General features: G+C 63.4%; 13 protein-coding genes and 2 tRNA genes. 4 read left to right on the top strand and 11 right to left on the bottom strand.

Features of this window, described 5'->3' with window-relative positions; translation table 11 throughout:
* Positions 1-154: 154 nt before the first annotated feature.
* Complete coding sequence (locus CBW50_RS10615; protein ID WP_172404727.1) at positions 155-1,165, bottom strand: S41 family peptidase; 1,011 nt, start codon at positions 1,163-1,165, stop codon at positions 155-157.
* Between the two features lie 369 nt (positions 1,166-1,534).
* Here CBW50_RS10615 and CBW50_RS10610 point away from each other — a divergent pair, with 369 nt between their 5' ends.
* Positions 1,535-1,939, top strand: coding sequence for a VOC family protein (locus tag CBW50_RS10610; protein WP_086145499.1), 405 nt, complete (start codon positions 1,535-1,537; stop codon positions 1,937-1,939).
* Positions 1,940-2,135: 196 nt separating this feature from the next.
* On the opposite strand, the gene CBW50_RS10605 is transcribed toward CBW50_RS10610, so the two are convergent.
* Complete coding sequence (locus CBW50_RS10605) at positions 2,136-3,188, bottom strand: NAD(P)-dependent alcohol dehydrogenase (protein WP_086145498.1); 1,053 nt, start codon at positions 3,186-3,188, stop codon at positions 2,136-2,138.
* Positions 3,189-3,363: 175 nt separating this feature from the next.
* Between CBW50_RS10605 and CBW50_RS10600 the strand changes: the two genes are divergently transcribed.
* The gene (locus CBW50_RS10600) at positions 3,364-4,323 is read left to right on the top strand and encodes an AraC family transcriptional regulator (RefSeq protein ID WP_086145497.1); all 960 of its coding nucleotides are present in this window, start codon (positions 3,364-3,366) and stop codon (positions 4,321-4,323) included.
* Here CBW50_RS10600 and CBW50_RS10595 read toward each other — a convergent pair.
* Positions 4,305-7,913 (bottom strand): hydantoinase B/oxoprolinase family protein, encoded by a 3,609-nt coding sequence (locus tag CBW50_RS10595; protein WP_086145496.1) that lies wholly within the window; start codon positions 7,911-7,913, stop codon positions 4,305-4,307. The genes CBW50_RS10600 and CBW50_RS10595 overlap by 19 nt on opposite strands.
* Positions 7,914-8,044: 131 nt before the next feature.
* Between CBW50_RS10595 and CBW50_RS10590 the strand changes: the two genes are divergently transcribed.
* The gene (locus CBW50_RS10590) at positions 8,045-9,589 is read left to right on the top strand and encodes an NAD(P)H-hydrate dehydratase (protein ID WP_086145521.1); all 1,545 of its coding nucleotides are present in this window, start codon (positions 8,045-8,047) and stop codon (positions 9,587-9,589) included.
* An 8-nt stretch (positions 9,590-9,597) separates the two neighbouring features.
* On the opposite strand, the gene CBW50_RS10585 is transcribed toward CBW50_RS10590, so the two are convergent.
* Positions 9,598-10,245, bottom strand: a complete 648-nt coding sequence (locus tag CBW50_RS10585) for an ABC transporter ATP-binding protein (protein ID WP_216356343.1) — start codon at positions 10,243-10,245, stop codon at positions 9,598-9,600.
* Between the two features lie 124 nt (positions 10,246-10,369).
* Between CBW50_RS10585 and CBW50_RS10580 the strand changes: the two genes are divergently transcribed.
* The gene (locus CBW50_RS10580) at positions 10,370-11,059 is read left to right on the top strand and encodes an arylesterase (RefSeq protein ID WP_086145495.1); all 690 of its coding nucleotides are present in this window, start codon (positions 10,370-10,372) and stop codon (positions 11,057-11,059) included.
* Positions 11,060-11,265: 206 nt separating this feature from the next.
* On the opposite strand, the gene CBW50_RS10575 is transcribed toward CBW50_RS10580, so the two are convergent.
* The 7 genes from CBW50_RS10575 to clpP form a co-directional block, all read right to left on the bottom strand.
* Complete coding sequence (locus CBW50_RS10575; protein ID WP_172404726.1) at positions 11,266-13,191, bottom strand: SurA N-terminal domain-containing protein; 1,926 nt, start codon at positions 13,189-13,191, stop codon at positions 11,266-11,268.
* A gap of 442 nt (positions 13,192-13,633) precedes the next feature.
* A tRNA-Asp gene (locus CBW50_RS10570) sits at positions 13,634-13,710 on the bottom strand.
* 18 nt (positions 13,711-13,728) lie between these two features.
* Positions 13,729-13,805 (bottom strand) — tRNA-Asp (locus CBW50_RS10565).
* Between the two features lie 125 nt (positions 13,806-13,930).
* Complete coding sequence (locus CBW50_RS10560; RefSeq protein ID WP_010398442.1) at positions 13,931-14,203, bottom strand: HU family DNA-binding protein; 273 nt, start codon at positions 14,201-14,203, stop codon at positions 13,931-13,933.
* A 204-nt stretch (positions 14,204-14,407) separates the two neighbouring features.
* On the bottom strand, positions 14,408-16,819 hold the full coding sequence (gene lon, locus CBW50_RS10555; protein ID WP_071323759.1) for an endopeptidase La: 2,412 nt from the start codon (positions 16,817-16,819) through the stop codon (positions 14,408-14,410).
* Between the two features lie 273 nt (positions 16,820-17,092).
* Positions 17,093-18,361, bottom strand: coding sequence for an ATP-dependent Clp protease ATP-binding subunit ClpX (clpX, locus tag CBW50_RS10550; protein ID WP_010398446.1), 1,269 nt, complete (start codon positions 18,359-18,361; stop codon positions 17,093-17,095).
* 199 nt (positions 18,362-18,560) lie between these two features.
* On the bottom strand, positions 18,561-19,187 hold the full coding sequence (clpP, locus tag CBW50_RS10545) for an ATP-dependent Clp endopeptidase proteolytic subunit ClpP (protein WP_034751013.1): 627 nt from the start codon (positions 19,185-19,187) through the stop codon (positions 18,561-18,563).
* Positions 19,188-19,214: the final 27 nt, after the last annotated feature.

Below are 19,214 nucleotides of genomic sequence, written 5' to 3'. Positions count from 1 at the left end.
GGGCCTTGTATCTGGCCATGTGCGCATTCCAGGTCGCCTGACCGGGCGCAGTGCCCAGCGTATCGGCGCCGCGCCGGCTTGGCCGTGGGTGTGCGCCGGTCACCGTCGTACCCGGCGCGCAGGGCCGGCACTTCCCGCCCGCGCAGCGGTTAGATCAACGCTCGCCCCTGAGCGTGTAGACAGGCTTGTCGGACTCCCCCTTCTCGGCCATCGCCAGCACGCGCTGCAGTTCCTTGCGCTCGTCGCCGTCCTTTTCGGACGACACCAAGTTGCGCAGGATGGCGACATGCGCCGTCTGCAGCGCCTGCGCCGCGGGCACGGCGATGTCCGGTTTGACGCCGACGTGCTCCCAATTGGTCTTGGTGACGAAATTGGTCGTGCGCGAGGTGGGAATCACGACCACGATGCCCTGCCCCACGCTGAACCGGCCCACGGGATTGGAGCCGCCGCCCGTGGTTTCCCCGACCACCGTGCCGCGCTTCTGCGCCTGGAAGCTGTAGGCGCAGTCTTCCCCGCCCGAAAACGTGCGGGCCGACGTCAGCACGTACACGGGCTTGTCGTAACGCTGGGCGACCGTCGCCACGGTAAAGATCTGCCGTGTCGTATCGCTCGGGCGATTGTATATGTCGATCAGGTGACGCTCGTCGCCGAGCGGGAAGAAATGGCTGATCAGGTAAGCCACGCTGGACGGGCTGCCGCCGCCGTTGCGGCGCAGGTCGAGGATCAGCGCCTCCGTTCCCGCCATCAGCGACATGGCCGCCGAGTAGGCCGGGCCGACGAATTCCGTGCGCCCGAAGCCGCGCAGCTCGATGTAGCCGACGTTGCCGGGAAGGCGTTCGACCTTCTCGATGCCATAGCCCCAACGCCCGGCCTGCTCGCGCGCTTCGTCCATCCTGGCGCGCGCGGGCACCTCGGCGGCGTTGCCGCGCTCGCGGAAACCTTGGTCAAGCATGGCGCCGAAATGCAGGTCGCCGCTCAATGCGCGCAAGTCCTGCGCCAAGGCCGCACTGAACGCCTGCGCGCTGGCGGCGCTCGCATAGCCCCCTTCGGCATTTTTCCTGGCGATCGCGCTGCCGACCCGTTCGGCCACGGCGGGATCGATGTAATTCGCGTTCATTTTCTCCGCCAGCGCCTGCACGACCGCGGCGCGATCGGCTGCTTTCAAGGCGGCGTCCTGCGCCGCGAAGGCGGGCAACGACAACAGGGCACCCAATACGACGCCTGCGACAAACTTCCTTTTGCCTGACATATCTTTCCTCCAAGTTGGACTACGAATCGTCTTATCGTTGTGTGAAAAAGTGCGCACGACGATGGTGTGCACAGTCACGATTGCATGCAGCCATGGTAGCATGATTTACATAAGCACTTATATATAATGTTGATTAATTGAACATGCTGCGGCCACTCAGAATTGAACTGACTGCCGCTGCGCTGTCAAATGAGGTACAGTCGTGACGGACCGTAGCCGCAGGAATGAGGCGCCGCCTGCCCATTCCCCCTGGTCCGCCCTATTCCACCCTGGCAAGGAGGCACCATGAACAAACAGATCATCCTCAACCTGCCCGTGAAGGACCTGGACAAATCCCGGGCCTTCTTTTCCGCTCTCGGCTTTGCCTTCAATCCCCGCTTCAGCGCAGAGAACGCGGCGTTCATGCACATCGTCGGCGATACCATCCAGGCCATGCTGACGACCGAACCCTTCTTCCAGTCCCTGATCGACAAGCCGGTGGCGAATGCAAGGCAAGCCAATGAAGTCGTCATTTGCCTCAATTGCGAAAGCCGGGAAGAGGTGGACAGCCTGATCGCCAGGGCCGCTGCCGCCGGCGGCCGCATACCGCATCCGCCCGAGGACCATGGCTTCATGTATGACCAGGGCTTCGAGGATATCGATGGCCACCTGTGGAACCTGGTCTGGACGGCGCCGGAAGCGGCACGCTGAGCAAGTTGCGGGCATTGCCTTGATCAGCGGCCGCGCTGCCGCGCCAGCAGGCGCAGGATCAGTGCATGCCACAGTTGATCCGCATGGCGGGCGCTGCTGACGACGCCAATTGACGCGGGAACCTGATTTTTGGCGGGGATGAAGCGATGGCGGGGACCAAGGGAGACAGGCCCGGCGGGCCTGCCCCCTTGTCAAATTACTCAGCCAACGACGCCATGTCGATGACGAAACGATATCTGACGTCGCTTTTGACGACGCGCTCGAACGCCTCATTGATATCCTGGATGCGGATGATCTCGATGTCCGAGACAATATTGTGCTTGCCGCAGAAATCCAGCATTTCCTGGGTTTCCTTGATCGAACCGATCATGGAGCCGGACAGGCTGCGGCGCGCGCCCACCAGGCCGAAGGCGCTGATCGGCGGCACGGCGCCGTCGGGGATGCCGACGATGACCATGTTGCCGTCCACTTTCAGCAGGTTGATGTACTGGTTCCAGTCGATGGCCGCGCCCACGGTGCAGATGATCAAATCAAACGTGCCGGCCAGCTTGCTGAACGTTTGCGCGTCGTTGGTGGCGTAGTAGTGGTCGGCGCCCAGGCGCAGGCCGTCTTCGCGCTTCGACAGGGTCTGGCTCAGCACCGTCACTTCGGCGCCCATGGCGTGGGCGATTTTCACGCCCATGTGGCCCAGGCCGCCCATGCCCAGGATGGCCACCTGCTTGCCAGGGCCGGCCTTCCAGTGGTTCAGCGGCGAGTACAGGGTGATGCCGGCGCACAGCAGGGGCGCGGCCGCGTCCAATGGCAGGTTGTCGGGAATCGACAGCACATAGCCTTCCTTGACGACGATGCTGTCCGAATAGCCGCCCTGCGTGGCCGTCTTGCCGTCCGCTTCGACGCCGTTGTAGGTCTGGATCAGGCCCGGCATGTACTGTTCCAGGTCCACGTTGCGCGTCTTGCAGGTGGTGCAGGAATCGACGAAGCAGCCCACGCCCACGTGGTCGCCCACCTTGAACTTGCTCACATTGGCGCCGACAGCCGTGACGACGCCGGCGATTTCATGGCCGGGCACCATGGGAAAGGCGGAACCGCCCCATTCGTCGCGCGCCTGGTGGATGTCGGAATGGCACACGCCGCAATATTTGATCGAGATGGCCACGTCGTCTTCGCGCGGGGCGCGGCGCTCGAACGTGAACGGTTGCAGTGCGGAGGCGGGGCCCAGTGCGGCGTAGCCTTTGGCGATGGTGCTCATGAAAACTCCTGTATCTGTAATGTGTGACGAGGGGAACGCGTGCCATGCATGCGATTGCACAAGTGTGCCCGAGATGCCGGTCCGCCGTTACCGCGATCCTGCAAGACCTTTGCACGATCCTCCAAATCTGCGTAAGATCAAGCCCCGCCCTCCCCGCCTGACGCATACTGCCCCCATGTCCGCACAGATCCTCCCGCAAGATGAAATCGCCGCCCTGATCAGCCGCCATGCGCCGCGCAACGGCGACTACGCGACGGCCATCGCCAACCTGACGTTCCACCGCCAGTCCTCGGTCACGGAGTCGCTGTTCCACGCGGCGCGCCCCAGCGTGGCCATCATCGCGCAGGGCGCGAAGGACGTCACCCTGGGCAGCGACACCTTCCACTACAGCCGCATGCAGTATCTGCTGACGTCCGTCGACCTGCCCGTGCAGGTGCGCGTGGCGCAGGCAAGCGAGGAACAGCCGCATCTGTGCGTGGTGCTGGGCATCGACATCGCCGACGTGGCGGCCCTGCTCGACAGCGAAAGCGCCGGCGGCGCGGTTGGCAGCGCGCAGCAGAAGATCCTGCCCGCCACGCGCGGCATTTCCGTCAGCGACGTCTCGCCCGAGCTGCTCGACGCCATGCTGCGCCTCGTGCGCCTGCTCGACAAACCGGGCGAAATCGCCGCCCTGGCGCCCTTGATCCGCCGTGAACTGACCTACCGCCTGCTCAACGGCCCCGTGGGCGCGCGTTTGCGCCACATGGCGCTGGCCAGCAGCCAGTCGCACCAGGTGGCGCAAGCCATCGACTGGATCAAACACCATTACGCGCAGCCGCTGCGCATCGAGCACCTGGCCGGCATGGCGAACATGAGCATGTCCTCGCTGCACCACCACTTCAAGGCGATTACGGCCATGACGCCGATGCAGTACCAGAAGCTGCTGCGCCTGCAGGAGGCGCGGCGCCTCATGCTGGTCGAGCAGATCGACGCCGGCACGGCCGGCTACCGCGTCGGCTACGCCAGCGAATCGCAGTTCAGCCGCGAATACAGCCGCCAGTTCGGCCGCGCGCCCATGCGCGACGTGGGCCTGGTGCGCGCGCAGCTGAGCGGGGCCAACGCCGGCGCCGGTACCGCCTATTCCGGCTTGCCGTAGCCGCCGCCGCCCGGCGTCTCGATGACGAACACGTCGCCGGGGTGCATGGCGGTCTTGCCGATATGCGCCAGCTGCTCCACCGTGCCGTCCACGCGCTCGACGTAGTTGCGCCCCAGCGCGCCCGGCGCGCCGCCGTCCATGCCGAACGGCGCAATAATCCGGTTGTTCGACAGGATGGCGGCCGTCATCGGTTCCAGAAAGCGCACCCGGCGCACGCCGCCGTTGCCGCCCTGCCAGCGCCCCGCCCCGCCCGAACCGGCGCGGATGCTGTAGCTGTCGAGGCGCACGGGGAAGCGCCATTCCAGGATTTCCGGGTCCGTCAGGCGCGAATTGGTCATGTTAGTCTGCACCACGTCCGTGCCGTCGAAGCCGGGGCCGGCGCCCGAGCCGCCCGATATCGTCTCGTAATACTGATATTTCTCGCTGCCGAACGTGAAATTGTTCATCGTGCCCTGCGAGGCGGCCATGGCCCCCAGCGCGCCGTACAGGGCGTTGGTGATGCAGGTCGAGGTTTCCACGTTGCCCGAGACGACGGAGGCCGGGTACTGCGGATTGAGCATGGAGCCGGGCGGGATGATGACGGTCAAGGGCTTCAGGCAGCCCGCGTTCAAGGGAATGTCGTCGTCGACGAGGGTGCGGAACACGTACAGCACGGCCGCCATGCAGACGGCGGACGGCGCATTGAAGTTGTTCGGCAGCTGGGCGGAGGTGCCCGTGAAGTCGATGACGGCGCTGCGCCGGGCCGCGTCGACCGTGATCGCCACCTTGATCTGCGCGCCGTTGTCCAGCGCCAAAGCATAGCTGCCGTCCTTAAGGGTGGTGATGACCCGGCGCACGGCTTCCTCCGCATTGTCCTGCACGTGGCCCATATAGGCTTGCACGACTGGCAAGCCGAAATGCGCGACCATGCCATGCAGCTCCTCGGCTCCCTTCTGGTTGGCCGCCACCTGGGCGCGCAGGTCGGCCAGGTTTTGCCGGGGATTGCGGGCCGGCCAGCTGGCGCCCGCCAGCAGGGCCAGGGTTTCCGCTTCGCGCATCGCCCCCGTGGCGCCGTCGACCAGCTTGAAATTGTCGATCAACACGCCCTCTTGCTCGATGCGCGTGGAGTCGGGCGGCATGGAGCCTGGCGTGGTGCCGCCGATGTCCGCATGGTGGCCGCGCGAGCCGACATAGAACAGGATGGCCTCGCCGTTTTCATCGAACACGGGGGAAATCACCGTCACGTCGGGCAGGTGCGTGCCGCCGTGGTACGGGTCGTTCAGCATGAAGACGTCGCCGGGCCGCATGGCGCCCGCATTGCGCGTCATCACGGTGCGGATGCTCTCGCCCATGGAACCGAGGTGCACGGGCATGTGCGGCGCGTTGGCGATCAGCTGGCCTTGGGCGTCGAAGATGGCGCAGCTGAAGTCCAGGCGCTCCTTGATGTTGACGGAATGGGCCGTATTCTGCAGGCGCAGGCCCATCTGCTCGGCGATCGACATGAACAGATTATTGAAAATTTCCAGCATCACGGGGTCGGCCTGCGTCGCTGTTGGCAAACCCTTGGCGACGCGCGCGGGCAAGGCCTCCACTCTGCGCAGGATCAAATGGCCGTGCGCCGTCACCTCGGCGCGCCAGCCCGGCTCGATCACGGTGGTGGCGTTGGCGTCGCTGACGATGGCCGGACCGTCGATGGCGTCGCCGGGACGCAGGCTGTCCGCCGCATACAGGCCGCTGTCGCGCCAGGCGCCGGCGCAGTACATGGCCACCGTTTCCATGGGCGCCAGCGCGCCTGCGCGGGGCGCATGGGCCGGCGCGGCCATTGGCGGCGCATCGGACGCGCCGATGGCTTCCACGGAAATGGCTTCGACGACCAGCGCGCGCGCCGGCATGAGGAAGGAAAAGCGCTTTTTGTACGCCGCTTCGAACTGCGCCTGCATGCCAGGCACCGTATCGAACGGCACGACGAGGGCCGTATCCGTGCCTTCGTAGCGCAGGTGCACGCGCGGCACGAGCGCGATGCGGTCAAGCGCCACGCCCTGGCGCAGCAAATCGCCGCGCGCCAGTTCACCCAGGGCCGCGACATCGCGCGCCAGGGCCGGATATGCGCCCAATGCCGCTTCGACGGCCTGTTCGCGCATGGCGCTCTGGTCGGCCAGGCCCATGCCGTAGGCCGACATCACCCCCGCCAGGCTGTGGATGAAGACGGTGCGCATGCCCAGCGCATCGGCCACCAGGCAGGCGTGCTGGCCGCCCGCGCCGCCAAAGCTGGTCAAGGTATATTCGGTGACGTCGTGGCCGCGCTGCACGGAAATCTGCTTGATGGCGTTGGCCATATTGCCCACGGCGATGGCGATATAGCCTTCGGCCACCTGTTCCGCGGTGGTCGCCGCGCCGCCGCTGGCGCTCGCCGCGCGCGCCAGCGCTTCGAACTGGGCGCGCACGGTGGCCGCATCCAGCGCTTCGTCGGCATCGGGGCCGAAAACGCGGGGGAAGAAGGCCGGCTGCAGCTTGCCCAGCATGACGTTGCAGTCGGTGACGGCCAGCGGGCCGCCGCGCCGGTAGCTGGCCGGGCCGGGATTGGCGCCCGCGCTGTCCGGCCCCACCTTGTAGCGGGCGCCGTCGAAATGCAGGATGGAGCCGCCGCCCGCCGCCACCGTGTGGATGCTCATCATCGGTGCGCGCATGCGCACGCCGGCGATCTGCGTCTCGAACACGCGTTCGAACTCGCCCGCGTAATGCGACACGTCGGTGGACGTGCCGCCCATGTCGAAGCCGATGACCTTGTCGAAGCCGGCCAGCGCGCTGGCGCGCACCATGCCGACGATGCCGCCGGCGGGGCCGGACAGGATGCTGTCCTTGCCCTGGAAGGCGCGCGCATCCGTCAAGCCGCCGTTCGACTGCATGAATTGCAGGTGCACGCCGGGCAGCTCCATCGCCAGCTGATTGACGTAGCGGCGCAGGATGGGCGACAGATAGGCGTCGACGACGGTGGTGTCGCCGCGCGCCACCAGTTTCATCATGGGGCTGACCTCGTGCGACACGGACACCTGCGTAAAGCCCGCCTCGCGCGCCAGCTGCGCCAGGCGCGCCTCGTGCGCGTGGTAGCGGTAGCCGTGCATCAGCACGATGGCGATGGCGCGCGCGCCGCGCGCATGCGCGCGCCGCAGCGCCGCGCTGGCCGCATCCTCGTCGAGCGGCATGACGACGTCGCCGTGGGCGCCCATGCGTTCATTGATCTCGATCACTGCGCCGTACAGCAGTTCGGGCAAGATGATCTGGCGCGCAAACAGCTGCGGGCGGTTCTGGTAGGCGATGCGCAGCGCGTCGCGGAACCCCCGCGTGATGGCCAGCACGGTCGGCTCGCCCTTGCGTTCGAGCAGCGCGTTCGTCGCCACGGTCGTGCCCATCTTGATGGCACCCAGCCGCTCCACGGGCAGCGGCGCGCCCGGCGCAAGGCCCATCAGCTGGCGCATGCCGGCCAGCGCCGCGTCGCGGTACTGGCCAGGGTTTTCCGACAGCAGCTTGCAGGTGGCCAGGCTGCCGTCAGGACGGCGCGCCACGATGTCCGTAAAGGTGCCGCCCCGGTCGATCCAGAATTGCCAGTCCATCGTCCTGCCTCCCGCGCTATGTGAGATGGCTATTGTAGCCGCACAATTTGCGGCACGCGGCAGGCGTGCGCGCCTTGCCTTCCGCGCCGATCAGCCTTATGTTGAAGGAATACTGACTAATGGAAGACGCCATGACCCTGATCGACTCCGCCACCCCGCTGTACACCATCGCCGACATCCGCGCCATCGAACAGGCGGCAGCGCAGGCCTTGCCGCAGGGCGCCCTGATGCAGCGCGCCGGGCAGGCCGCCGCCAGCACCGCCCTGAAGCTGCTGCACGGGCAGGAAGACCGCGCCAGCGCGGGCCACATGCGCGCGCTCGTGCTGGCCGGCCCCGGCGACAACGGCGGCGACGCGCTCGAAGCTGCCGCCCACCTGGCCGGCAGCGGCATCGAAGTGCTCTTCTGGCTGGCGCCCGCGGCGCACGCCACCTCGCCCGAACGCGAAGTGGCGCTGAGCCGCGCCCGCAACAGCGCCGCGCGCTGCATGGAGGCGGCCACCAGCACGGCTGCGGCCGCCGTGGCCGCGGCGCCATGGAACCTCGTCATCGACGGCCTGTTCGGCATCGGCGCTACGCGCCCCCTGGACGGCGAATGCCGCGACATGGCGCAACTGGTCAACAAGCTCGATTGCCCCGTGCTGGCGCTCGACGTGCCCAGCGGCCTGCACGCGGACACGGGCGCCGTCGACGGCGTGGCCATCCGCGCCACGCACACGCTGACCTTCATCGGCGACAAGCCGGGCCTGCACACGGCGCATGGCCGCGACCATGCGGGCGAAGTGGAAGTGGCGGCGCTGGCGATCGATCCCGCCCTGCTGCCGGAAGCCAGGGCGCAGCTGGGCGGCCTGCACCTGTTTGCGCGCCATTTGCTGCCACGGCGCCAGAACACCCACAAGGGCAGCTACGGCAGCGTGGCCGTCATCGGCGGCGCGCAAGGCATGGCCGGCGCGCCCATCCTGGCGGCACGCGCGGCCCTGCATGCGGGCGCGGGAAGAGTGTACATCGCCTTTCCCGACGCACCGCCCGCGTTTGACAGCGGCCAGCCGGAACTGATGTGCCGCCGTGCGCAGGACGTGGATTTCTCGGGCCTGCACTTTGCCGCGCTGGTGGCGGGACCGGGCCTGGGCGACGACGCCGATACGGTGGAGCTGCTGCAGCGTGCCATTGACAGCGACAGCCCGCTGCTGCTGGACGCGGACGCGCTGAACCTGATGGCGGCCGAGCCGGAGCTGCAATCGGCGCTGGCCGTGCGCACGGGCGCGGGCGCGACGATATTGACGCCGCATCCGCTGGAGGCGGCGCGCCTGCTCGACCTGACGGTGGCCGAGGTGCAGGCCGACCGCCCGGGCGCGGCGCGCCAGCTGGCGGCGCAGCTGGGCGTGATCGTCGTCCTGAAAGGATCGGGCACGGTAATCGCCGCGCCCGATGGCGGCATCGTCATCAACAACACGGGCGGCCCCGCGCTGGCGACGGCCGGCACGGGCGACGTGCTGTCCGGCCTGTGCGGCAGCCTGCTGGCGCAGGGCTGGCCGGAATGGGAAGCGGCGCTTGGCGCCGTATGGCTGCACGGCGCGGCCGCCGATGCGCTGGTGGCGGCGGGCAACGGCCCCATCGGCCTGACGGCCGGGGAACTGATCCCGGCCATCCGCAAGCTGATCAATGCCTTGTCGGCATGATCACTGCTCTAGATCAAACGGCCTGCTGAGATCGTAATCGTCCGGCCGCAGCGGGCCGCAATCGAATTGTCATGCGTGACCAGCACCAGGGTCGAACCCCGTTCACGGTTCAGCTCGAACATCAGCTGGATCACGGCTTCGCCGGTGGCGGCGTCCAGGCTGCCCGTCGGCTCGTCGGCGAACAGCAGCGGCGGCTCCGTCACGAACGCGCGCGCCAGCGCCACGCGCTGCTGCTCGCCGCCGGACAGGTATTTCGGATAATGCTTCAGGCGGCTGCCCAGGTGCACTCTGCCCAGCATGGCTTGCGCCTTTTCCTTCGCATCGGGGTCGCCGCGCAATTCCAGCGGCAGCATGACGTTTTCCAGCGCCGTCAGGTGGGCCAGCAGCTGGAAGGACTGGAACACGAAACCGAGCTTGTCCTTGCGGAAACCGGCGCGGCCGTCTTCATCGAGGGCGAAGATATCGGTGCCGTCGAGCACCACCTTGCCTGCGCTGGGCGTGTCCAGCCCCGCCAGCAGGCCGAGCAAGGTCGACTTGCCGGAACCGGAGGCGCCGACGATGGCCAGCGTCTCGGCCGTTTGCACGGTAAAATCGACTTGATGCAGGATGGTCAGCTCGCCATCGGCATCGGGTACGCGCTTGGCCAGCTGGACCACTTCGATGGCCGGCCGGGCATTTTGGCCGTTTTGGCTGTTGCTTGCGGCGGGCTGCTGGGCGGCCCGCCGTGCTGCTGTCTCGGACGGGAGAAAACTGGTGGAAGTCGCTTTAGGGAATTCGGGCATGCTGATCTATCTTAAGAAATTTCGTGAACAAATAAGTGTCAAGGGCGGCAACCGCCTGCGGCGGCGCACCCTGTCCTTGCTTCCTGCGGCAGCCCTGCTCCTGGCGTCAGGCATGACGAACGCCTATTCTGCACCAAAAACGCTGCTGGTGCTCGGCGATAGTCTCTCGGCCGAGTACGGGCTGGCGCGGGGCACGGGCTGGGTGGCGCTGCTGGAACAGCGGCTGCAAGCGCAAAAGAACGACACGCGCATCGTCAACGCCAGCATCAGCGGCGAGACCACCAGCGGCGGCCGCGCGCGCCTGCCCGCCCTGCTGGCCAGGCACCGGCCGGACGTGGTGCTGATCGAGCTGGGCGCCAACGACGGCTTGCGCGGCTTGCCCGTGGCGGCCGCCGAAGCGAACCTGCGCGCCATGGGCGACGCGGCCAGGAAAACAGGCGCGCAGGTGGTGCTGGTGGGCATGCGCATGCCGCCCAACTACGGCCGCGCCTATGGCGAGCAATTTTATGGCGTGTACGGCAAGCTGGCAAAGGAATGGAAGGCGCCGCTCGTACCCTTCATGTTCGAAGGCATCGCCGACCAGCCGCAGCTGTTCCAGGCCGACCGCATGCACCCGAATGCCAAGGCGCATCCGGCGATCCTGAAAAATATCTGGCCACAACTGGCGCCGTTGCTGGGGGCGAAGTAAGCCGGTTCATAAGTTCACTCAATTTTCACCCCGAAGACCGAACTGCCGGGGTCGGACCCTGAGTGGCAAGACGCTCCAATGGAGCGTCTTGCCACCGCGAAGCGGCCGACCCCAGTCTTACGCCGGTGGCTTATATAAAGTTCCCGACTCGCAGACAAAAAAATAGCCGCTCAAGAGCGGCTATTTTTATGCGTGGAAACTAAATCTTACGGCGCTTCCGACGCTGGGGCGGCTGGTGCGGTGACCGGCTTGACGATCTTCACCTTGGCCTTGGCTTTCAGGTACTCAACGTAATCGAACATTTCCTGTTGCGCCAGGATGCCGCTGATCTGGTCTTTCTCTTGCTGGCGGCGCGCCGCATCGACTTGCGCCGGCTGCTGCACCTTGCCGATGCGGTAGATGCCGTAGCCCAGGGCTGGCAAGTCCACGCCCACGTAGGCTGGCAGCTTGCTCGTGTCGGCCTTCATTACTTGCGCGATGGCGGCGCGGTTGATGCCGTCAAGCTTGCTGCGCGACACCCATTGCGCCGCACCGAAACCGGTGGCGTCGCCCGACGCCTTCAGGGCCGCCAGTTTGGTTTCGCCGGCCTTCTTCGCCAGCTTTTCCGCTTCTTCCATGGTCACGCGCTGACGGATCATCGCTTCGACTTCGGCCAGCGGACGCTTCGTTGCCGGCTTGAACTCCACCACGCGGCCGGAAATGAGCACGTTCGGCGCCACGGTGACGGCTTCCGTGTTGCGCTTGTCCTTCAGCGAATCATTCGAGAAGATGGCGGCGAGGAACTTGGCGTTGTTGAACGGCGCCTTGCCCAGTGCCGGCGACGGCGTGCGCGACAGGTTGGCGACGCTTTCCACTTTCAGTTTCAGCTTGTCGGCCACCGGCTTGAGGCTGTCCGATTGCTCGTACACGGTATTGGTAAAGGTTTCCGCCATTTCCGAATATTTCTTGGCTGCAAATTGCTTGCGCAGGTCAGCCGTGATTTCGCCCCGTACTTCGTCCAGCGCCTTGACGTGCTGCGGCTTGAGCGAGGTGACGGTCAGGATGTGGTAGCCGAAATCGGAAGCGACGACGTCGCTGATCTCACCTTGCTTGAGCTGGTTGACAGCGCTCAGCAGCGGCGCCGGCAGGCCATCCTTGCCGATCACGCCCAGGTCGCCGCCCTGCTCGGCGGACGCCGGGTCTTCGGACTTGGCCCTGGCCACGGCGGCAAAGCTGGCAGGCGTCTTGCGCACGTCCGCGAGGATGGCTTCGGCCTTGGCCTTGGCGGCGGCCTTGTCGGCGGCCGATGCGTCTTTCTTGACTGCAACCAGGATATGGCTGGCCTGGCGCGCTTCCGGCGTCGTATAAGCTTTCTGGTTCTTCGTGTAGTAGCCGGTCACATCGGCGTCGGTGACGTCGACCTGCTCGCCGGCGGCACTGTCATCGAGCACCACGTATTCGATCTTTGCCTGTTCCGGGATGGCGAAGAACTTGCCGTTCTTTTCATAGAAATCCTTGACCATGGCGTCCGTGACCTTGACTTGCGGCACGTACTGGGCGAGCGGCAACAGCAGTTCCTGCACTTCACGCTCTTCCGAGGTGATGTCCGACAGGCGCTTGGCAACGGTGGCCGGCGCGAAGGCCGTGCCTTGCACGGCGCCGGCCAGCTGCTGCAGGGCCAGGTCGCTGCGGCGGCGCGCATCGTACATCTGCGGCGTCATGCCCTGGGCGGCCAGCATGGCCTTGTAGCGTTCCAGGTCGAATTTACCGTCCGGCAAGGTCAAGCCGGGGATTTCCAGCACTTCCTTCTGCAGCACGGCATCGCTGATGACGAGGCGGCTGCGGCCCACTTCGGCAGCCACGGCGCGCTCGGCGATCAGGTTGTCGAGGATGCTCTTGCGGGCTTCCGGCGTGTCAAACATTTTCTGGTCGAACTGCTCGCCCATCATCTGGCGGTAGCGGTCGATCTGCTGGCGTTGCGCTTCTTCATATTGCTGCTGCGTAACGACCTGGTCGCCGACCTTGGCGATGGTGTTCGCGCCGTCGCCGAAGCTTTGGTAGCCGCTGATACCGACCAGTGCAAAAGACGGGACGATGACCAGCATCAAAAGAAACTGCATCAAGCGTCGATGGGTACGAATAAATTCAAACATGGTCAGCCAATTCGGGATGAGTGGATCACTATAAAAAAAGGCGAACATGCGTTCGCCTTGATTTCTTCGGCGGAATGGACGGGACAGATGTCCACTTCCCCTTTAGATTCAACAACTTGGCGCTGGAACTAAAGCAGGATTCTGACGCCCAAGCCATTATCTCCTGATTCTACAATGCCCATAGCGCTATAGCAAGAGTAAATCAGGGCGCGCGCCCTGCCCCGGCGCCGCGTGCCGCGCCGCAAATCAGCGCACGCGCGCATGGCCGGCAAGACGGCAGCCTGGACATTAAACACGGCAAAGCTTAAAGCGGATTTAAATGCGCGCGCCCCCGATTCGAAAAAAGCGCGGCGGCGGAATTAAAAAGGGAAAGCGCAAAGATAATCGGGCGCATAAAAGAAAAACCCGCGCTGCTTATTCGGCAGCGCGGGTTTCTATATTCTGGCGGAGCGGACGGGACTCGAACCCGCGACCCCCGACGTGACAGGCCGGTATTCTAACCAACTGAACTACCACTCCTTGAGAGCGTATTTTTTTTGGCGGAGCGGACGGGACTCGAACCCGCGACCTCCGACGTGACAGGCCGGCATTCTAACCAACTGAACTACCACTCCGAAAAATACACAGTACTACTTGCATTTGCATCCAGGATCGTCATTCAAGGAACTCCGATCCTGAAATCGCGGCACCCGGAGGCGCCGCCAAATGTTTCCGGTGATTGTCACCTCACCGAAGTCCGTTAGTTTACAGCATCCTTCAAAGCTTTACCAGCTTTAAATTTCGGGACTTTTGCAGCTTCGATCGTGATCGCTTCTTTGGTACGCGGATTGCGGCCGGTACGCTCAGCACGTTCGCTCACCGAGAAGGTACCAAAACCAACCAGGGTCACGCTGTCGTTGTTTTTCAAAGTTTCCGTCACGCCGCCGATAACAGCGTCGAGTGCGCGCGCAGCGGCGGCTTTGGAAATGTCAGCTTTTTCAGCAATGTGGTCGATCAATTCAGTCTTGTTCACTAGCATCCCCAATTACAAAGGTATAAAACGTTTACCGTATCGTTGCGGCACTTTTGGCACCACAGCTGTCCGGCGAAAAAAATGTGCAGGCGTATTAAACAAGCCACACTGTATATGTGTCAAGCGCTTTGGGGGCGCAATTCACGTTTCAATATAAAACAAGCGCTCTAAAAGCGCTTGTTTGGGGAAAACAGGGGTAAAACGTTAGTGTTTTACTACCTCGCCGGCCGCGTCAGGCTTGGCCGCGGCGGCCGTGACAGCCTCCACCGCAGCGACTTCCGTCAACGCTTCAGGCATGCGCTCGAGGGCGATTTCCAGCACTTTGTCGATCCAGCGCACGGGGACGATCTCCAGCTTGTTCTTGACGTTGTCCGGAATTTCGGCCAGGTCCTTCACATTCTGCTCCGGAATCAGCACCGTCTTGATGCCGCCGCGATGGGCCGCCAGCAGCTTTTCTTTCAGGCCGCCGATCGGCAACACTTCGCCGCGCAAGGTGATCTCGCCCGTCATCGCCACGTCGGCGCGCACGGGAATGCCCGTAAAGACCGACACCATGGCCACCGTCATGGCCGCGCCAGCCGAAGGACCATCCTTCGGTGTCGCCCCTTCCGGCACGTGGATGTGGATGTCGCTCTTCTCGAACACGTCCGGCTTGATGCCCAGGCGCGCGGAACGGCTGCGCACGACGGTGCGGGCCGCCTCGATCGATTCCTTCATCACATCGCCCAGCGTGCCCGTGCGGATGACATTGCCCTTGCCCGGCATCGACACAGCTTCGATGGTCAGCAGATCGCCGCCCACTTCCGTCCATGCCAGACCGACCACCTGGCCCACCTGGTTTTCTTTCTCCGCGACGCCGAAATCATAGCGGCGCACGCCGAGGAATTTATCCAGGTTCTTCGAGTTGACGATGACTTTCTTGTCGGATTTCTTCAGCAGCAGCATCTTGACCACCTTGCGGCAGATCTTCGACACTTCCCGCTCGAGCGAACGCACGCCGGCTTCCCGCGTGTAGTAGCGGATGATGTCGCGCAAGGCCGACTCGGCCACCGAAATTTCGTCTTCCTTCAGGCCATTGTTCTTGATCTGCTTCGGCAGCAGGTAGCGCTGCGCGATGCTGGTCTTTTCATCTTCCGTGTAACCGGACAGACGGATCACTTCCATGCGGTCAAGCAAGGCCGGCGGAATGTTGTACGAGTTCGACGTGGCCACGAACATCACGTCGGAGAGGTCGAAATCGACTTCGATGTAATGGTCGGAGAACGTGTGGTTCTGTTCCGGGTCTAACACTTCCAGCAGGGCCGACGAGGGATCGCCACGGAAATCGGCGCCCATCTTGTCGACTTCATCGAGCAGGAACAAGGGGTTGCGCACGCCGACTTTCGACAGCGATTGCAAAATCTTGCCCGGCATCGAGCCGATGTAGGTGCGGCGGTGGCCGCGGATCTCGGCTTCGTCGCGCACGCCGCCCAGGGCCATGCGCACGAACTTGCGGTTCGTTGCGCGGGCGATGGACTGGCCCAGCGAGGTCTTGCCGACGCCCGGCGGGCCGACGAAGCACAGGATGGGGGCTTTGAGCTTGTCGACGCGCTGCTGCACCGCGAGGTACTCGAGGATGCGTTCCTTGACCTTGTCGAGGCCGTAGTGGTCGCCTTCGAGCACTTTTTCCGCATTCGACAGGTCGTTATTGACCTTGGATTTCTTTTTCCAAGGCAAGTTGACCAGGGTGTCGATGTAATTGCGCACGACGGTGGCTTCGGCCGACATCGGCGACATCAGCTTGAGCTTCTTCAGCTCGTTGGTGGCCTTGTCCAGCGCTTCCTTCGGCATCTTGGCCGAAGCGACTTTTTTCTCCAGCTCGTCGAGGTCGGCGCCGTCCTCGCCCTCGCCCAGTTCCTTCTGGATGGCCTTGACCTGTTCGTTCAGGTAGTACTCGCGCTGCGATTTTTCCATCTGGCGCTTGACGCGGCCGCGGATGCGCTTTTCCACCTGCAGGATGTCGAGTTCGCCTTCGAGCTGGCCCAGCAGGTGCTCGAGGCGCTTGGCCACGCTGAAAATTTCCAGGATGACTTGTTTTTGCTCAAGTTTCAACGGCAGGTGCGCGGCCACCGTGTCGGCCAGGCGGCCGGCGTCGTCGATGCCCGACAGCGAAGCGAGGATTTCCGGCGGGATCTTCTTGTTCAGTTTGACGTACTGGTCGAACTGCTGCACGATCGCGCGGCGCATGGCTTCGACTTCCGACTCGTCGCCCGGCTCGGACTCGAGCGGCGTCAGGTCGGCGATGAAGTGCGTCGGCGCATCGCTGATGTGGTTGATGCGGGCACGCTGCGCGCCTTCGACCAGCACCTTGACGGTGCCATCGGGCAGCTTCAGCATTTGCAGAATATTGGCGACGCAGCCAATTTCATAGATATCCGAAGGAGATGGCTCGTCCTTCGCGGCTGCTTTTTGAGCGGCAAGCATGATGCTCTTGCCCTGCTCCATCGCAGCTTCCAGCGCCTTGATCGACTTTGGACGGCCAACGAACAGCGGTATCACCATATGCGGGAAAACGACGACATCCCGCAACGGCAATAACGGCAGTTGAGTTTGCTCAGTTAATTTGGAAGTTGTCATGGCGTACCTTATAGAAAGCGTGTTTACGATGTTGGCGCTCGCTGCCAAAACACAAGACCGGCGAGAATAAATAATTCTGTGAAACAAACATAAAGTCTATTTCGCAAAACACACCCGCATGACGGTAACAAATGCAGTTATCACAGTAAAAAAGCCACGCGCAGCTAAGCGCCGCGAGTGGCTTTCCGATTGAAGCCTGCACTCATTGATTTAAATTGTACTGCCATGCCTTAAGGAATCAAAACCCTTTTTAAGCATTTGTCTCAGCAGTAATCAATTTTCTCCGGAGGCTTTGGCAGTCTCTTGATAAATCAACAAAGGTTTGGCGCCGCTGGTAATGGTATTTTCGTCGATGACGACCTTCACCACATTTTGTTCGCTCGGCAGTTCGTACATGACGTCCAGCAAAGCATGTTCCAGGATGGAACGCAGGCCACGGGCGCCGGTCTTGCGCGCCAGCGCCTTCTTGGCGATCGCGTGCAGGGCGGCCGGACGAATCTCCAGTTCCGCGCCTTCCATCTCGAGCAGCTTCGAATACTGCTTGATCAGCGCATTCTTCGGCTCGACGAGGATCTGGATCAGCGCCTCTTCCGTCAATTCCGCCAGGGTGGCGATGACGGGCAGACGACCGACCAGTTCCGGGATCAGGCCGAACTTGACCAGGTCTTCCGGCTCCGCCTGCAACATCAGTTCGCTGGCCGAGCTTTGCGACTTGCTGCGCACGGTGGCCGAGAAGCCGATGCCGCTCTTCTCGGAGCGGTTGGCGATCACTTTCGACAGGCCGTCGAAGGCGCCGCCGCAGATGAACATGATGTTGGTCGTGTCGATCTGCACGAAATCCTGGTTCGGATGCTTGCGCCCGCCTTGTGGCGGCACGGAAGCCATCGTGCCTTCGATGAGTTTCAACAAGGCTTGCTGCACGCCCTCGCCCGACACGTCGCGCGTGATGGACGGATTGTCGGACTTGCGCGAAATCTTGTCGATTTCATCGATGTAGACGATGCCGCGCTGGGCTTTCTCGACATCGTAGTTGCAGCTTTGCAGCAGCTTCTGGATGATGTTTTCCACGTCCTCGCCCACGTAACCGGCTTCGGTCAGGGTGGTGGCGTCGGCGATCACGAACGGCACGTTGAGCATGCGCGCCAGGGTCTGCGCCAGCAGGGTCTTGCCCGAACCGGTAGGACCGACCAGCAGGATGTTGCTCTTGGCCAGTTCGATGTCGTCTTTCTTGCCCAGGTGCTTGAGGCGCTTGTAATGGTTGTACACCGCCACCGACAGGATGCGCTTGGCAGTCTGCTGGCCGATCACGTACTGATCGAGCAAGGCGGCGATTTCTTGCGGCGTCGGCAGGTCGGATTTGGTACCGGTCACCGTCTCGATGCTCGACGTTTCATCACGGATGATGTCGTTGCACAGGTCGATGCACTCGTCGCAAATGAACACGGACGGCCCGGCGATGAGTTTCTTCACCTCGTGCTGGCTTTTGCCGCAGAACGAGCAATACAGTAATTTTTCGCCGCTAGAGGATTTTTTGTCTGACATAAGGCATTTTGGTTGGAACTGCATTAACAATATTGCAAAATCGCAAGCCGGATGGCGGTAGTTGCCCAAAAGGCCGCTACCCATGGCGCAAGTCAACAACGTGCACAAGCTCCATGCTACCCGAAATAAAAGCGAAACGCCCGAACGTTTGATCGCCCGGGCGCTTAATTACTTATCTAGCAATATCGGTAGGGGCTCATCAAGCGCGGCTGGTCAACACTTTGTCGATCAAACCATACTCAACGGCCTCGTCGGCGGACATGAAACGGTCGCGGTCGGTGTCCTTGGCGATCTGTTCGATCGACTGGCCCGTGCGCTCGGCCATGATGCCGTTCAAGCGCGTACGCAGGTAAAGGATTTCCTTTGCCTGGATCTCGATGTCCGACGCCATGCCTTGCGAACCACCGGACGGCTGGTGAATCATGATGCGCGAGTTCGGCAGCGAGAAACGCTTGCCCTTGGCGCCGGCGGCCAGCAGGAAGGCGCCCATCGAGGCGGCCATCCCGGTACACAGGGTCGAGACGTCCGGCTTGATGAACTGCATGGTGTCGTAGATGGCCATGCCGGCCGAAACCGAGCCACCTGGCGAGTTGATGTAGAGCGAGATTTCCTTTTCCGGATTTTCGCTTTCCAGGAACAGCAGCTGGGCGACAACCAGGTTGGCCATCTGGTCATTGACCGGGCCGACCATGAAAATCAAGCGTTCCTTCAGCAGGCGCGAGTAAATATCATACGAGCGCTCGCCGCGGCCGCTTTGTTCCACCACCATCGGCACCAGGCCGAGCATCTCTGTGTCCAGCGCCGGATTACGGTTCATACCTGTCATTTCATTTCCTTGTGAAGCAGTTAGAGG

Origin of the sequence: Janthinobacterium sp. GW458P (assembly GCF_002127585.1) — a bacterium.
Lineage (GTDB): Bacteria > Pseudomonadota > Gammaproteobacteria > Burkholderiales > Burkholderiaceae_D > Janthinobacterium.
This window is presented reverse-complemented; position numbering and strand designations above follow the sequence as displayed.

Bases quoted from the DNA above. Each gene is read 5' to 3' on its own strand.
- lon (WP_071323759.1), bottom strand. From the start codon at position 16,819: ATGACAACTTCCAAATTAACTGAGCAAACTCAACTGCCGTTATTGCCG.
- CBW50_RS10610 (WP_086145499.1), top strand. From the start codon at position 1,535: ATGAACAAACAGATCATCCTCAACCTGCCCGTGAAGGACCTGGACAAA.
- CBW50_RS10595 (WP_086145496.1), bottom strand. From the start codon at position 7,913: ATGGACTGGCAATTCTGGATCGACCGGGGCGGCACCTTTACGGACATC.
- clpP (WP_034751013.1), bottom strand. From the start codon at position 19,187: ATGACAGGTATGAACCGTAATCCGGCGCTGGACACAGAGATGCTCGGC.
- CBW50_RS10580 (WP_086145495.1), top strand. From the start codon at position 10,370: ATGCTGATCTATCTTAAGAAATTTCGTGAACAAATAAGTGTCAAGGGC.
- CBW50_RS10590 (WP_086145521.1), top strand. From the start codon at position 8,045: ATGACCCTGATCGACTCCGCCACCCCGCTGTACACCATCGCCGACATC.
- CBW50_RS10575 (WP_172404726.1), bottom strand. From the start codon at position 13,191: ATGTTTGAATTTATTCGTACCCATCGACGCTTGATGCAGTTTCTTTTG.
- CBW50_RS10605 (WP_086145498.1), bottom strand. From the start codon at position 3,188: ATGAGCACCATCGCCAAAGGCTACGCCGCACTGGGCCCCGCCTCCGCA.
- clpX (WP_010398446.1), bottom strand. From the start codon at position 18,361: ATGTCAGACAAAAAATCCTCTAGCGGCGAAAAATTACTGTATTGCTCG.
- CBW50_RS10600 (WP_086145497.1), top strand. From the start codon at position 3,364: ATGTCCGCACAGATCCTCCCGCAAGATGAAATCGCCGCCCTGATCAGC.